This is a genomic window from Phyllobacterium sp. (assembly GCF_037994425.1).
Lineage (GTDB): Bacteria > Pseudomonadota > Alphaproteobacteria > Rhizobiales > Rhizobiaceae > Phyllobacterium.
The window spans coordinates 1-15,112 of record NZ_JBBNAM010000152.1 but is presented as its reverse complement, the minus strand read 5'-3'; the positions used below and the strand labels follow the sequence as shown (position 1 = coordinate 15,112).

The window sequence follows — 15,112 nt, the reverse complement described above, 5'->3', positions numbered from 1 at the left end:
CGTCAACTATTGCCGTCGGCTTCTCCACAATGCCCCGCCTCAAGAAAGAAAGGCCGGACATTCCGCCCGGCCCTAATTCGTAATTAGTGACTTCGTCCGGCCACCGCGGCCGGCGTCGGTCCGATCTGCCGCTTCGATGGCCCCGAGTGACTGTCTGGGGAGACGACCGGCACCTCGACACCATTGGCATCATAAAGTTTGCCATTGAGGAAATAATCGCCGTCGTGCAACTGCGCGATGTCCTGATAACGCAACGTTCTCTCCGTGCCTGCGACAAACACCGATTGCTGATCGGAGTTGCCTGCAGTCAGGTGATTGAAGACCAGGTTGAGCACGATCGCCATAAGGGCTGCCGAACTGATGCCGGAGTGGAAGATCGTCGCAAACCAGGTGGGGAAGTGATCGTAAAAGTTCGGTGCGGCAATCGGGATCATGCCGAAGCCGATCGAGGTCGCCACAATGACAAGGTTCATATTATTGGTATAATTGACCTTGGATAGCGTGCGGATCCCGCTCGCAGCAACGGTGCCGAAGAGCACGATGCCCGCCCCACCAAGCACCGCGCTCGGCACGGCGGCAACGACACGGCCCATGACTGGCAGGAGGCCAAGCGTCACCAATACGAGACCGCCGGTTGCGACCACGAAGCGGCTCTTGACGCCAGTCACGGCTACCAGACCGACATCTGGGCGAAAGCGCTTTGCGTAAATGATCCGAAGATCGGTGCTATGAGGCTCGAAAGCATATCCGCTCGCAGACCCTCGCCAAGACGTTTTGAATCGACCTTGGTTTCGATGATTTCGCCGACCGCGAGAATGTCGGCAGAGGTCTCGACAAGGGTCACCATGATAACGATGAACATCGAAATTATCGCCGCCAGGTGAAAGGTCGGAACACCGAAGTGAAACGGCGTGGGTATTGCTACGAGCGGACCTTCGGCAACCTTGGAGAAGTCGGTCATGCCGAGTGCAAGCGCAATGGCAGTACCGATGATGATGGCAAGCAGGATGGAAAGGCGAGAAATCGTTGCGCTACCGAGCTTGCTGAGCAAGAGGACGACGACGAGCGTGATCGCCGCAAGCTGGACATTGGCGACGCTGCCGAATTCTGGCGCGTTGCTGTTGCCGCCCATGGCCCAGCGCACGGCGACCGGCATCAGCGTGAGCCCGATCGTGGTGATGACGATCCCAGTGACGAGCGGCGGGAAGAATCGCGTGATGCGCGAAAATACGGGGGTAATGAGCAAGCCCACCAGGGATGCTGCCATGACAGCGCCCAGCACGGCATCCATTCCGCCACCGCCGCTTACAATTGCAACCATGGTCGCCACGCCCGAAAACGAGACACCCTGGACCAACGGCAGCTGACATCCAAAGAAAGGGATACCGATCGTTTGCAGTATGGTCGCAAGGCCGCCGGCAAATAGTGAGGCCGCGATCAACAACCCGATCTGGTCGGGCGCGAGGCCGGCCGCCTGGCCGACGATAAGTGGTACGGCAATAATACCACCATACATCGTTAGAACATGTTGCAGGCCGTAGGCAAGATTGGCACCGAGACCAAGATTCCGATCCTCTGGCCGGTGATCCAACGGCCGTCCGATTGTGTTTGCTTCCAAGGTAAAGTCCTCCCAATACCTTTGATGCCCGGCACTTTCCTCCTCGCCAGGCGGGACGAAGACTATGACAACCTTTTCGAGATGTGACTGTACCCGATTTACTGAAACTGTTTTCAACAAATCCGCGCCTATTGCATACGGCGGAATGACGTCGGCTGGCGCTGCAAGCGCCCCAACGTCAAAAATGGATGTGAGTAAAATCAGTGCTAAACGTCAGCACTCGACCACGTTGACGGCAAGACCGCCAAGGCTGGTTTCCTTGTAGCGCTCATTCATGTCGACGCCCGTCTGGCGCATCGTTTCGATGCAGGCGTCGAGCGGCACGAAATGCGTCCCGTCACCTTTGACTGCCAATGAAGCCGCGGTAACCGCTTTGACGGCGCCAAGCGCGTTGCGTTCGATGCAGGGAACCTGCACCAGACCCGCCACAGGGTCGCAGGTCATGCCAAGATGATGCTCTAGCGCTATCTCAGCAGCATTTTCGATCTGCTCCGGCGAGCCGCCCAGAACAGCAGCAAGGCCGGCAGCCGCCATGGCGGAGGCCGAACCCACCTCGCCCTGACAACCGACTTCAGCGCCGGAGATCGAGGCATTGTGCTTGATCACCCCGCCAATGGCAGCGGAGGTGAGCAGGAAGTCGCGAATCCCATCAGCATCGGCGTCGTCGTGGAAATGGAGATAATAACGCAGCACCGCAGGCACGACGCCGGCTGCACCATTCGTCGGGGCAGTCACCACCCGGCCGCCAGCTGCATTTTCCTCGTTCACGGCCATGGCGTAGACCGAGAGCCAATCATTGGCGAGCAGCGGGTTGATCCGGTTCTGCCGCCATTCTTCCTGCAACCGATCGTGCAGATAACGTGCCCGGCGTTTGACCTTGAGCCCACCCGGCATGATACCTTCCTGGGCGAGCCCGCGGTCGATGCATGAGCGCATGGCCGACCAGATGCGGTCGAGTCCTTCGTTCAGCTCGTCGCGGCTCATGAAGGTCTCTTCGTTCTGGCGCTTCAACTCGGCAATCGACAGGCCGCTCGCCTTGGCCATGCTCAGCATCTGTGCAGCATTGGTAAAGGGAAATGGGACGGGCGATTCCGCTTTTGGTGCGGAACGCGTCTTCGCTGCTTCCAGTTCTTCCTCAGTGACGACGAAGCCGCCGCCGATCGAATAGAAAATACGGCGCAAGAGCAGCCGCCCATCGGCATCATAGGCTTCAAAAGCCATGCCGTTTGCGTGTCCCGGGAGTGGCGTGCGCCGGTCCATGATCAAATCGTTGGCTGGATCGAAGCGGTACGAAGGATGACCCGCTGGCGAAATGCGTTTCGTGCGCTTCACCGTTTCGAGCATAGCATCCATCTGGTCTGGATCGACGGTCGCCGGCAAGAAACCGCATAGGCCGAGGATGACGGCCCGATCCGTCGCATGGCCAATTCCTGTGAAGGCGAGTGAGCCATGCAGATGCACGCGCAGATGGTCAACCTTCACGCCAGTTGGCCGCGGCCACTGACCGCTCTTGAGCTCTTCAAGAAACAGCCCGCCCGCGGTCATCGGTCCCATCGTGTGAGAACTCGAAGGACCGATGCCGATTTTGTAAAGATCGAAAACCGACAGGAACATGCGGCTACCTTACCCCGAGCTGAATCGCTTCCATTGATAATGGCCGGTTGCCGGCAAACGCCAAAGCCAACTTCCGACCTCGCGTTGTGTTTCTACGACATAGGCGCGCCATTGCAAAAGTCAAAGGAAAACGGCGAGACTGAGCGATGCGAATGGCTCCTCAATATTGATTTAGCCGGTTTGCCAAGCGCCGGATTTTCCGTACATTTGCAATTGCGAACGCGTGTCGTCGAGGAGCGAAATGGAACCTGCGCAGAACACATCCTATTGGCTTGACGCAGTGGCACTCGTCTATTTCTTCGTGGTCTGGATGGTTTATTCTTATACCACCGCCAACGGATTTGCCGGCAGAAAATCGCTCACCTACGAAATGAACGAGGCGCGGCGTCAGTGGATGCTGACGATGGCAACGCGCGAACTGCGCATGATCGATACGAGCATCATGATCGGGCTGCAGCAGGGTACCGGCTTCTTCGCTTCGACATCGATCCTCGCCATTGGCGGCTGTTTCGGCCTTTTGAACTCATCGGGGCGCGTCCTGACGCTTTTCCACGAGATACCGTTCCTGAATGAAACCACCCAGCAATTGTTCGAAACCAAAATTCTCGGCCTGCTAATCCTGTTCGCCTATGCCTTCTTCAAGTTCGCCTGGTCCTATCGACTGTTCAACTACTGCTCGATCCTCATCGGCGGCGTACCCATGGCACGCGACAAGGGCCCCGACGATCCGCTCGTCGTTGCCGGCGTCAACCGGGCTGCCGGGATAAACATTCAAGCCGGGCAGCACTTCAACAGCGGCTTGCGGGGCATCTTCTTTTCGATCGGCTACCTCGGATGGTTCCTGCATCCAGTGGTTTTCATGGTCACCACGACGCTCGTGGCGATCGTCCTCTTGCGCCGGCAGTTTTTCTCGACCGCCCGCGATGTCCTGATGCAAAACAGCGTCAATGGCGACCTATAGGCTTCTCGGCAGATAGCGCCAGACGAAGAAGGACGTGAAAACCATAAGCCCGGCAAGCGCGATGAAGATCGCGCCGAGATGGAAGAATGACAGGATAATCGAATAGGTGAAGGCCGGAAGTATCTCCGAAAAGTCGAGGTAGGTTCGATAAACGGCGGTCATTTGCGCGCGTTCGTGCGGATGAACGGCACGAATGAAAGTGGCAGAGCCGAGCGTGTCAATTGCGACGCAGAAAAAGGCGCCAACCAGCAACATGATAGCGGCGATCATCGGGAATTTCTCACCGGCGAGCCCCGCCCCGATCAGGGCAATGGCCAACAGCATGAAAACAGCCGAAATCGTCCGCATGAGCCCCTTGGACATGCCGACCTTGCCCCAGAAAATGGAACCGAACAGAAATAGGTTGCCGAGTGACACGAGCAGACCGCCGGCAAGCGTTCCCTGCCCCGTCGCCACCATGAGGATTGGCCCGTAGATAAAAAATGTACTCCAGTAACATGAGCGGGAAAATGCGATCAGCCATGCAAGGCGGAGGCGCGGCTGCACGACGAAGCGCCGCACGTTGGCTATGGGGTTGGCCGGACGGCTTGGCCCCCTTTGCAGTGCAGGATTGTCGCTGAGCCGGAAATACCAGAACAGCATCAACAACAACAACGAGAATGCGATCGACAGCAGGAATGGTGCAACCATGCCCACATGAGTGTAGAGGAAAACGCCAAGGAATGGCCCGCCCGTCCAGGCGAGCGTCGCGGTCGCCATCCGCACCGACTCGGCGCGGACCAACTCTCCCTTCTTGATGTGATCCATGATGTAAAGGCTAAGCGTGATCGAGAGCGTTCCCGCACCGAACGTGCGAAGGAACAAACCTCCGGCCTGCCCCGGCAACGTGTCGAGGGCGAAGGCGAGACAACCTAGGATCAGCGACGTCACCCCGGCCGTATAAACCCAGCGGCGCGGGATGCGGACGATCAACAAGGGGATCGACAGGGTCGAGATGAGACCGAACAGCGACATGCAGGTATAGAGAATGCTGACGCCGCGCTCGCTCTGCATCAGGTCGTAGGTCTGAATGGGCACAACACTGGTGATAATCGCCCGCGCCATGGATTCGACGCCGAACAGGATCGCAAAGACCCGCGCGGTCGGGCGCTTGGCCGTGGTAATCCAGATGGGGTGGCGGACTTGGCTGATCACCGGAGAGGCTTCGGAGGGATTGATTCGATCGTCGCAGCAAGTTTCAGATCTTGGGTCGCTGCTGGCCGTCGATGGAGCGACATAATATGTCCGTTTCATGGAAACCGTTGAAATAAGTAATAAAAATCGCTGACCGCAATGATGTGAAAGGCAATGGATTTTGCCGGCCATGTCGCATAGCGTGCAATCAATAGTACTCACCATACACGAGCATTCACTATATGGCCGACAAGCAGAGTTCGATTTCGCCCGCAAAACCGCGTCTTGGCAAGCTCGACGTACTGCGTGGCATCGCTCTTGTCGCCATGGCGACCTATCACACCGCTTGGGACTTCGAATTCTTCGGCTACCTGGAACCAGGTACGACGGGCCAAGGCGCGTGGAAACTCTATGCGCGGGTCATTGCATCGACGTTCCTGGTCCTCGTCGGCTTCAGCCTGGTCCTGGCCCATGGTCGGGGAATAAGATGGCGCTCGTTCCTGGTGCGATTGGCGCAGGTTGTGGCCGCGGCAATGGCGATTACACTCGTTACCTGGTACATGACGCCCGAGAGTTTCGTATTCTTCGGGATCCTTCATGAAATAGCGGCTGCCAGCGTCCTTGGGCTACTGTTCCTGAGACTTCCGGTTCTCGTTATCGCCATTGCAGCGGCAGGCGTGATAGCCGCGCCGCACTATCTTATTTCGCCGTCATTCGATCCGCCCCTGCTTTGGCCGCTTGGGCTTTCGGAAATCCTGATCCGCTCCAATGACTTTGTGCCGATTTTCCCATGGTTCGGCGCGGTTCTGACCGGCATGGCGCTCGGCAAGCTGATGCAGCAAACGGACACATTGAAACTGCTCGCCGGAAACATTGTCCCGGCCTGGCTCAACCGGTTGCTGCAGATCATCGGCAGGCATAGCCTCGCCTTTTATCTGATCCACCAACCGGTGCTTATCAGTTGCGTATTCCTGATTTCACATCTCTTTCCGCCGGCGGTGGCATCACCGGAGGAAATCTTCGGTCATGCTTGCGTACAGAGTTGCTCGATCGACAACGAAGCGGCGTTTTGCGAGAAGTTCTGCGCATGCGTCGTCGACGAGAGCAAAGCGCGCGATGTTTTCGACGATGCTTTCGCTGGAAGACGAGATCAGACCGACCCAGAGATGCAGGAAATTGCCGGACTGTGCACCCAGCAAAACATGCCGCAGTGATCCGCCAATATCGTGCTAGGTGTTAACGCCGAGTTCGGCGAGCCGCTCGATGCAGGCTTCTTCAACCTGATCGAGCTCAGTCAGGGTCTCTTCGATATCCCGGCGCTTCTGGCGCAAATCGTTGCGCTTTTCCTCAACGCGTTTCATCAAGAGGTGCAATTGTCCCATCTCGCCCGGAGGCTCGCGATACATCTGGACGATTTCATGAATTTCCGCGATCGAGAACCCGAGCCGCTTGCCGCGCAGGATCTGCTTGAGGAGATGACGATCCGAAGGCCGGAAGAGCCGCGTGCGCCCCCGTCTGATGGGATGGATCAGCCCCTCATCCTCGTAGAAGCGAAGCGTCCGTGTCGATACGCCGAACTCGCGTGTCAATTCGGTGATGGAATAAAATTCGCGCATGCCCGACACTATTATCAGTTCCCGCATTATATCGATTGAATGTTTTGCCCATGCAATTACGTAAAAGTCAATTGGACGATTGTGTAGGGTTGCGAACTTTAGTGCAGTATGGAGAAAGTTACTGTTACTTAAAGCCAAACCACCAGGTGGCAAGTCCAAGGAATGATGAAAATCCGACGACATCAGTCACTGTCGTAACAAACACGGCCGACGCGATGGCGGGGTCTGCGCCAAAACGATGGAGAAGCAAGGGAATCAGTATTCCACCCAGAGCTGCAGCAAGCATGTTGATGACCATTGCCGCGGCAATGATACCTCCAAGATTGGCGTGTCCGAACCACAGGCCGGCGACGAGCCCGATCAACACGGCGAAGATTGCCCCGTTGATCAGACCAACCGAAGCTTCACGGCGAATGATGCGTCCGGCATTATAGATATCCATATCGCGCGTCGCGAGTGCGCGAACGGTCACCGTCATGGTCTGCGTGCCGGCGTTCCCACCCATGGACGCGACAATCGGCATTAGAACAGCCAGCGCCACCATTTGCTGGATCGTGGCATCGAAGAGCCCGATGACCGACGCTGACAGGATTGCCGTGAAAAGGTTGATGACCAGCCAGGGCACGCGCGAACGCGATGTCGATACGACCGAGTCCGACAGTTCTTCGTCGCCAACGCCGCCAAGGCGCAGAATGTCCTCCTCCGCTTCTTCCTGAATAACGTCGACGATGTTTTCGATGGTCAGGACGCCGACAAGGCGTTCGTTCTCGTCAACGACCGCAGCCGAAAGCAGGTCGTATTGCTCGAAGATCTGCGCGGCCTCTTCCTGGTCCATCGTGGCCGGAATGGCATGGCGCGTCTCGTGCATGATCTCTTCGATCTTGACGTCGCGGCGCGTTCGCAAGATGCGGTCGAGGTCGATGGCGCCGAGCAGACGAAACATCGGATCGATGACGAAGACCTGCGAAAAAGACTCGGGCAGGTCGTCGTTGTCGCGCATGTAGTCGATGGTTTGGCCGACGGTCCAGAACGGTGGAACCGCGACGAACTCGGTCTGCATGCGGCGGCCGGCCGTCTCCTCGGGGTAGCCGAGTGAGCGGCGCAGCCTGACGCGTTCCGTGAACGGAAGCTGCGCCAGAATCTCGTCGCGGTCCTCCTGATCGAGATCTTCGAGAATGTAGACCGCATCGTCGGAATCGAGTTCCTGAACAGCCTCTGCGATCTGCTCGTTGGGCAGCGCATCGACGATCTCCATACGGACCGCTTCGTCGACCTCCGTCAGCGAGGCGAAGTCGAATTCATCGCCCAGAAGTTCGACGAGGGCCGCGCGTTGATCTGAATGAAGCGCTTCGAGAACGTGACCGAGTTCGGACTGATGCAGCTTGCCGACATGCGAACGAAGGAAAAGGACGTCTCGATCCGCGATCGCAGCGCCCACACGGGCCAGATAGGATGTCTTTACCGCGCCGTCCTCACCGTAGATGTCGGCTTCATCATTGTTGGGCGCGGCCTCCGGTAAAGTCTCTAGATCATCCATTCTGTCCGCACCCGTTTTTCTGACAAGTCAAACGCGACAGGCGACAAACGCCCTCAATTGTCAGTTAGAGCAAAGCATGTCCAAAGGAAACAAGCGGACACGCTTTGCGCTTATTTTCAGGCAGCGGTGTCTTCCCAGCCACTAATGGCTTTCACTTCGAGGAAGTCTTCGAGGCCCCAGTGGCCACCTTCGCGGCCAATTCCCGACTGCTTGTAGCCGCCGAAGGGTGCGTCAGCAGCGTGGGATGCGCCATTGATACGCACCATGCCTGCCCGAAGCTGCTTCGAGACGCGCTTGATTCGCTCAGGGTCGCCCGACTGAAGATAGGCAGCAAGTCCGTACGGTGTATCGTTGGCAATCTCGACCGCCTCCTCTTCCGTATCGAACGGGATCATGGCGAGTACAGGTCCGAAAATCTCTTCGCGCGCGATCGTCATGTCGTTGTTCACGTCGGCAAAGACGGTCGGGCGGACATAGTAGCCGCGATTGAAGCCTTCAGGACGGCCGGTGCCGCCGGCAATAAGGCGCGCGCCCTCCTTGATCCCCTGTTCGATCAGGCCCTGCACCTTGTTGAACTGCAACTCGGAAACGAGCGGACCCATATGGTCGCCATCCTGCGACGGATCGCCGACCTTGGTGGCCTTTGCAGTTTCGGCGGCAACCTGCGTTGCCGTATCGTAGACCGAGCGCTCGACGAGCATACGCGTCGGCGCATTGCAGGATTGGCCCGTATTGTTGAAGACATGGGCCACGCCACGCTTCACGGCCGCCTCGACGTCGGAATCGGCAAAGACGATGTTCGGGGACTTGCCACCGAGTTCAAGCGAAACCCGCTTGACCGTGTCAGCAGCCGCCTTGGTGACGGCGACGCCGGCGCGCGTCGATCCGGTAAAGGACATCATATCGATACCAGGATGACGGGACATGGCTTCGCCGACGGTGGGGCCGTCGCCGTTGACGAGGTTGAAGACACCGGCGGGGAGGCCCGATGCATCGATGATTTCCGCAAAGATGACGGACGATATCGGCGCAATCTCCGAAGGCTTGAGGATGACCGTACAACCGGCAGCAAGAGCTGGCACCACCTTCAGGACGACCTGGTTCATCGGCCAGTTCCAGGGTGTGATCAAGCCGCAGACCCCAATCGGCTCGTAAACGATACGCGACGATTTGTTATGCGCATCAAGCGGACGTTCGAATTCGAAGTTCTTCAGAGCGCGGATGAAGGCCTTGATGTGCGCGGTGCCGGAGGTGGCTTGTTCATCGAGCGCCATCTTGATTGGTGCGCCCATCTCCGACGAAATAGCCTTGGCCATGTCGGCAATGCGTTCCTCGTAAACTGAAAGCAGGCGCTGCAGCCAGGCAAGACGCTCTTCGCGGCTTGTCACACTCCATTTGACGAATGCCTTGCGCGCGGCGGAAACGGCCTTGTCGACGTCAGCGGCCGAACCCAGGGAAATCACGGCGAATGCCTGTTCGTCCGCCGGGTTGATAACTTCTAACTCCTTGCTAACCGCTGGAGCTATCCACTTGCCATCTATATAGAAATCGGTCTTGCGCAGCATGGTCCGTCTCCTGCCTGTGTAATACGATGGTCTGTTGAGTTTGCCGTCGGCCATTGCCGGCGATATTCAGTTGCCCTTGTAAAGGACGATCGCTCTCGCGGCCAACAGGAATATCGAACAAAGAGGCGAAAATAGCGTCGCGTCGCGCATCTTCATGTCTATTTATCCTCGCGATTGAATGCACGCGCAAGCCGCAGGAAGTTTCCGAGCATCGCGTGGCCATATTCCGTGAGAACAGACTCGGGGTGGAACTGGACGCCGAATGTCGGGTGATGCACGTGGGCAAGACCCATCACCTCACCAATGTCGGATCGCGCAGTGACACGAAGATCGCTGTCCTCTCTGATATCCTGAACGATCAGGGAATGGTATCGCCCTGCACGAAAAGGGCTCGGCAACCCTTTGAATATGCCTTGGCCGTCGTGGTTGATCGCAGAGGCGCGCCCGTGCATGGGCTCGCGCGCCCGTACGACGCTGCCGCCAAATACCTCGCCCATGCATTGGTGGCCGAGGCAGATGCCGAGCATTGGTATGGTACCGCTCAACGCCTCTATGATAGGCATGGATTCGCCGGCTTCGCGCGGTCCGCATGGTCCGGGCGACATCACAATTGCCGCGGGGTCCAGTCGCTGTACATCGGAAACGGAAATCGCGTCGTTGCGGACGACGCGCGTTTCGACGCCAAGCTCGGTGAAATAACGCGCCACGGTGAAGACGAATGAATCGTAATTGTCGATGATAAGGATCATTCCAGACCGCCCTCATCGAACACGGTGAAGATGCGCGCCGCCTTGTCGAGCGTCTCCTGATATTCGGACGCGGGGGCGGACAAGGCCGTAATGCCCCCACCCGCCTGGAACACCGCCTTGCCGTTCTGGAACACGACGGTGCGTATGCCGATATTGCTGTCGAAGTTGCCATTAAAGCCGATGAAGCCAATCGAACCGCAATAGACGCCGCGCGCCTCACGTTCGATCTCGGTGATAATTTCCATCGCCCTGAGCTTGGGCGCACCGGTAATCGACCCACCGGGAAAGGCCGCGCGAATTAAGTCCATAAGGCCTTTGTCCGCCGACAGTCGCCCAGTCACGACAGAAACGAGATGATGGACGCTGGCATAGGTTTCGAGCCCGCACAGAACCGGCGTCAGCACCGAATGCGGCCGGCAGACGCGGGAGAGATCATTGCGCATAAGGTCGACGATCATCAAATTCTCGGCGCGATCCTTCTCCGACTTGAGAAGAGTGTCCGCCAATGCCTTGTCTTCTTTAGGGTCCGCAGCTCGCGGGACCGTGCCCTTGATCGGCCTTGTCTCGATCTGATCGCCGCGGGCGGCAAGGAAGCGTTCGGGAGAACTCGAGGCCACGACGATGTCGCCATGGTCGAGATAGGCCGCGAAGGTCGCTGCATTGCGCTTGCGCAACGCCTTGTAGAATCGCCACTGATCGAAACCTCGCGGCAGGTCGGCAGTGAAGCGCTGAGCAATGTTGGCCTGGAAAATATCCCCATCGAGAATGTATTCAACAACCCGCGCGACGGCTTGCATGTAGGCTTGGCGCTCAAAATTGGACTTCCACGATGCTCTTGGTACGCGCTGTTCCACTCCTTCGCTGGTTCGTTGCGGCATGGCGCGATCGATAGCGTTCAAAAAATAGGTTGCACGCGACTGGCTGCGACTTTGGCGCGTTTCGCCTTCCACCTCTGGAAAACCTGAAGAAATAAGCCAAGCCCGTTTTTCCGCATGATCGAAGGCTAGAACAACATCATAAAAATACCAGGCGGCATCCGGCATCGCGCCTTGTGGGGGTGCTCCCGGCTCCGGCAAGCGTTCGAGTAATCGTCCAAATTCGTAGGAAAAATAGCCGATGGCCCCGCCCTGAAATGGCGGCAGTCCAGCGTGCACATCCATGGAATAGCGCCCGATATAGCGCGCGATCGCCGGGAGTGGCTCGTCGTTTATGGCTTTTCCGTTCCAATTGACCGCTCCGTTAGCGACGGTCAATTTGCCGAATGGATCGGCCGCCACGTAGGAATAGCGCCCGAGCTTTTCGTGATGCATCGCGCTGTCGAGAAAGCTCAGGCCTCCAAGCGGCCTCAGCCGCTCTGCCGCATCGACAGGCTCCAGCCATGGGATCTCACGAACGTGCAAGCGCCGATCTCCTTTCAACCTATGAGATTATCCGCTCTTGCGGGTCGATAGAAGGATACTTGTCTCCGTCGATGTGATTCCGTCAATATGACGGATGTCGCGCAAGGTGCGATCGAATGCCTCCAAGGTTTCCACCTCGATCTCGGCAACGATGTCCCACCGTCCATTGGTTGTGTGGAGCGCGCGAATCTCGGGAAAGCCCTGGAGACGGCGGATCACCTTCTCGGCGCCCTGCCCGGCAACCTCGATCATCGCCACGGCGCGGACGCCGTAAATGCCGGCGCCCGCCTTGAGCGTGACGGTAAAGCCCTGAATGGTGCCATCCGTCGTCAGTTTGTCGATGCGTGTGCGTACCGTCGCCCGCGATATGCCGAGCATCGTGGCCATCGATGAGACGGGCAAGCGGCAATCATCGCGAAGCAGCGATAGCAATTTGCGGTCTACATCGTCCATCCGACTCTCACTATGCGCAAAGTGTTTGAACAAAATGCTCAATTCCTTACGCATTTCTATCAAGATGCTGTCTTTTTGTCACCGCGCCAAAATGCCAAAATCAGTTCGGGACATGATATTCTCTGTCGATCCAAAACGAGACCATCCAAACGCGAAAGTGGCGGTTGTTTATGAACATGCATGGCAATTTTGAGGACACGCACAAGCAGAAGCTGACGATCGTCGGCGCCCCGATCGAGGAAGGCTCGGGTCGCCTCGGCGCCTTGATGGGACCCGCCGCCCTGCGCACAGCCGGCCTTGTTCGGACGCTCGAGGAGTTCGGGCATCCCGTCGAAGATCGTGGCGATTTGCGTTTGCCGCAGGTTTTACCTGTGGTTCCGGCCGTCGACGGTCTCGCCCACCACGTCGAAAGGATCGCCGCCTGGTCACGTATGCTAAGCGCCGAAACCTATGATGCAATGACCAGGGGCACCTTCCCCATCATTCTTGGCGGCGATCATAGTCTATCGATGGGCTCGGTAAGCGGCGTTGCCCGCTACTGTCAGGAGCACAACCGTGAACTTTTCGTGCTTTGGCTCGATGCCCATACTGATTTCAACACGCCGGCCACATCACCTTCCGGCAATATGCACGGCATGTCGGCTGCGCTCTTGTGCGGCGAGCCAGGTCTCGAAGGTGTTCTCGGCGACGAACCACGTGGCTTTGTCAAACCGGAGAACCTTCACCTTTTTGGAATCCGCTCGATCGACGCGACCGAGCGTGTCCTGCTGCGCGAGCGCGGCATCGATGTCGTCGACATGCGCCGCATCGATGAGTTCGGTGTCGCCAAGTTGATGCGCCGGATCATCGAGCGTGTGCAAAAAGCCAATGGCATCCTGCATGTCAGTTTCGACGTCGACTTCATCGATCCGTCGCTGGCTCCCGGCGTCGGCACCACCGTGCCGGGCGGCGCTACCTTCCGTGAAGCACATCTCGTCATGGAGTTGCTGCACGATTCGGGTGTCGTCGGCTCGCTCGACGTCGTCGAACTCAATCCATTCCTCGACGAGCGTGGCAAAAGCGCGCTCCTTCTCGTCGATCTCGTTGCCAGCCTGTTTGGCCGGCAAATCTTTGACAAGCCCAATCTTGCCGACCAGAGCGCCGGCGCTCTCAACATTTGATTTCGGCAATAGGAGGATAATTTGCTGCACACAGCCGCTGATCTAATTTCAACAGAATCTCGCCTCGGGGCGCACAACTATAAGCCGCTTGACGTGGTGCTGGAGCGCGGTGAAGGAGTTTACGTCTGGGATATCGAGGGCAACCGCTACCTCGACTGCCTGTCCGCCTATTCGGCCGTAAACCAGGGCCATTGCCATCCGAAAATTCTGAAGGCCATGACCGAGCAGGCGTCGAAGCTGACGCTGACGTCCCGCGCCTTCCGCAACGACCAGTTAGCGTTGTTTTATGAAGAACTCGCTGCCCTGACCGGTTCGCACAAGATCCTGCCGATGAACAGCGGCGCCGAAGCGGTCGAAACCGCGATCAAAGCCGTGCGCAAGTGGGGTTACGAGGTTAAGGGCGTGCCGGAAAACGCCGCCGAGATCATTGTCTGCTCGGACAATTTCCACGGCCGTACAATGGGAATCGTTGGTTTCAGCACCGATCCCTCTGCTCGCGACAACTTCGGTCCTTTCGCCCCGGGGTTCAAGATCGTGCCTTTCGGCGATATTGACGCTTTTGCCGCCGCACTCACCCCGAACACTGTGGGCTTTCTCGTCGAGCCTATCCAGGGCGAAGCCGGCGTCATCATCCCGCCGAAGGGTTATTTCGCCAAGGTCCGGGAATTATGCACCGACCACAATGTCACGCTCATTCTCGACGAGATCCAGACGGGTCTTGGCCGGACGGGCGCATTGCTTGCTGAAGAGCATGAGGCCATTGAGGCGGACGTTACGCTGATCGGCAAGGCACTGTCGGGGGGCTTTTACCCAGTTTCGGCCGTTCTATCGAACAGCGATGTTCTGGGCGTTCTGAAGCCCGGCCAGCACGGCAGCACGTTTGGCGGTAATCCGCTTGCCTGCGCAATCGCGCGCGCAGCGCTGCGCGTTCTTACCGAAGAGAACATGATCGAGAATTCCCGCAAAGAGGGTGAATATTTCCTCGAACAACTCAAGGGAATTCGCAGCAACATCGTGCGGGAAGTGCGCGGGCGCGGTTTGATGCTTGCGATCGAACTTAATCCCGAAGCAGGTGGCGCCAATCGCTTCTGCTACGAATTGAAGGAACGTGGAATTCTGGCCAAGGACACCCACGGCCACACGATCCGCATCGCGCCGCCACTCGTCATCAAGCGCGATCAAGTCGACTGGGCGCTTGAACAGTTCGACGCTGTTCTCAACAGCATGAATTAATTGAAAGAGCGGTGCGTGGCCTTAGCCACGCAC

12 protein-coding genes and 1 pseudogene are annotated in these 15,112 nt (G+C 57.9%); 4 read left to right on the top strand and 9 right to left on the bottom strand.

Annotation, left to right across the window (positions count from 1 at the left end):
- Positions 1-146: 146 nt before the first annotated feature.
- Positions 147-1,618: pseudogene (locus AAAB35_RS10900) on the bottom strand (nucleobase:cation symporter-2 family protein); the annotation flags it as partial.
- 213 nt (positions 1,619-1,831) lie between these two features.
- The gene (locus AAAB35_RS10895; RefSeq protein WP_340668297.1) at positions 1,832-3,232 is read right to left on the bottom strand and encodes an L-serine ammonia-lyase; all 1,401 of its coding nucleotides are present in this window, start codon (positions 3,230-3,232) and stop codon (positions 1,832-1,834) included.
- A gap of 241 nt (positions 3,233-3,473) precedes the next feature.
- Between AAAB35_RS10895 and AAAB35_RS10890 the strand changes: the two genes are divergently transcribed.
- Positions 3,474-4,193: a DUF599 family protein gene (locus AAAB35_RS10890; RefSeq protein WP_340668296.1), complete on the top strand. Its 720-nt coding sequence runs from the start codon at positions 3,474-3,476 to the stop codon at positions 4,191-4,193.
- On the opposite strand, the gene AAAB35_RS10885 is transcribed toward AAAB35_RS10890, so the two are convergent.
- A complete protein-coding gene (locus AAAB35_RS10885; protein ID WP_340668295.1) occupies positions 4,188-5,387 on the bottom strand; it encodes an MFS transporter in 1,200 nt (399 codons plus the stop codon). The genes AAAB35_RS10890 and AAAB35_RS10885 overlap by 6 nt on opposite strands.
- Before the next feature lie 221 nt (positions 5,388-5,608).
- Between AAAB35_RS10885 and AAAB35_RS10880 the strand changes: the two genes are divergently transcribed.
- Positions 5,609-6,580 carry a heparan-alpha-glucosaminide N-acetyltransferase gene (locus AAAB35_RS10880; RefSeq protein ID WP_340668294.1) on the top strand — a complete coding sequence of 324 codons (972 nt, stop codon included), beginning with the start codon at positions 5,609-5,611 and terminating at the stop codon, positions 6,578-6,580.
- 15 nt (positions 6,581-6,595) lie between these two features.
- On the opposite strand, the gene AAAB35_RS10875 is transcribed toward AAAB35_RS10880, so the two are convergent.
- From AAAB35_RS10875 to AAAB35_RS10850, 6 genes are all read right to left on the bottom strand, one after another.
- Positions 6,596-6,982 carry a MerR family DNA-binding transcriptional regulator gene (locus AAAB35_RS10875; RefSeq protein WP_340668293.1) on the bottom strand — a complete coding sequence of 129 codons (387 nt, stop codon included), beginning with the start codon at positions 6,980-6,982 and terminating at the stop codon, positions 6,596-6,598.
- 124 nt (positions 6,983-7,106) lie between these two features.
- Positions 7,107-8,519, bottom strand: coding sequence for a magnesium transporter (gene mgtE / locus AAAB35_RS10870; RefSeq protein ID WP_340668292.1), 1,413 nt, complete (start codon positions 8,517-8,519; stop codon positions 7,107-7,109).
- A 116-nt stretch (positions 8,520-8,635) separates the two neighbouring features.
- Positions 8,636-10,084 (bottom strand): aldehyde dehydrogenase family protein, encoded by a 1,449-nt coding sequence (locus tag AAAB35_RS10865; protein ID WP_340668291.1) that lies wholly within the window; start codon positions 10,082-10,084, stop codon positions 8,636-8,638.
- Positions 10,085-10,242: 158 nt separating this feature from the next.
- Complete coding sequence (locus AAAB35_RS10860; RefSeq protein WP_340668290.1) at positions 10,243-10,833, bottom strand: aminodeoxychorismate/anthranilate synthase component II; 591 nt, start codon at positions 10,831-10,833, stop codon at positions 10,243-10,245.
- A complete protein-coding gene (gene pabB, locus AAAB35_RS10855; protein ID WP_340668289.1) occupies positions 10,830-12,233 on the bottom strand; it encodes an aminodeoxychorismate synthase component I in 1,404 nt (467 codons plus the stop codon). Before pabB ends, AAAB35_RS10860 begins: the two co-directional genes overlap by 4 nt.
- Positions 12,234-12,260: 27 nt before the next feature.
- Positions 12,261-12,686: an Lrp/AsnC family transcriptional regulator gene (locus tag AAAB35_RS10850; protein WP_340668288.1), complete on the bottom strand. Its 426-nt coding sequence runs from the start codon at positions 12,684-12,686 to the stop codon at positions 12,261-12,263.
- A 170-nt stretch (positions 12,687-12,856) separates the two neighbouring features.
- Between AAAB35_RS10850 and rocF the strand changes: the two genes are divergently transcribed.
- Together rocF and rocD are read left to right on the top strand one after the other, a co-directional pair.
- A complete protein-coding gene (gene rocF, locus AAAB35_RS10845) occupies positions 12,857-13,846 on the top strand; it encodes an arginase (protein WP_340668287.1) in 990 nt (329 codons plus the stop codon).
- A gap of 24 nt (positions 13,847-13,870) precedes the next feature.
- Positions 13,871-15,079 (top strand): ornithine--oxo-acid transaminase, encoded by a 1,209-nt coding sequence (gene rocD / locus AAAB35_RS10840; protein ID WP_340668298.1) that lies wholly within the window; start codon positions 13,871-13,873, stop codon positions 15,077-15,079.
- The last annotated feature ends 33 nt before the right edge of the window (positions 15,080-15,112 follow it).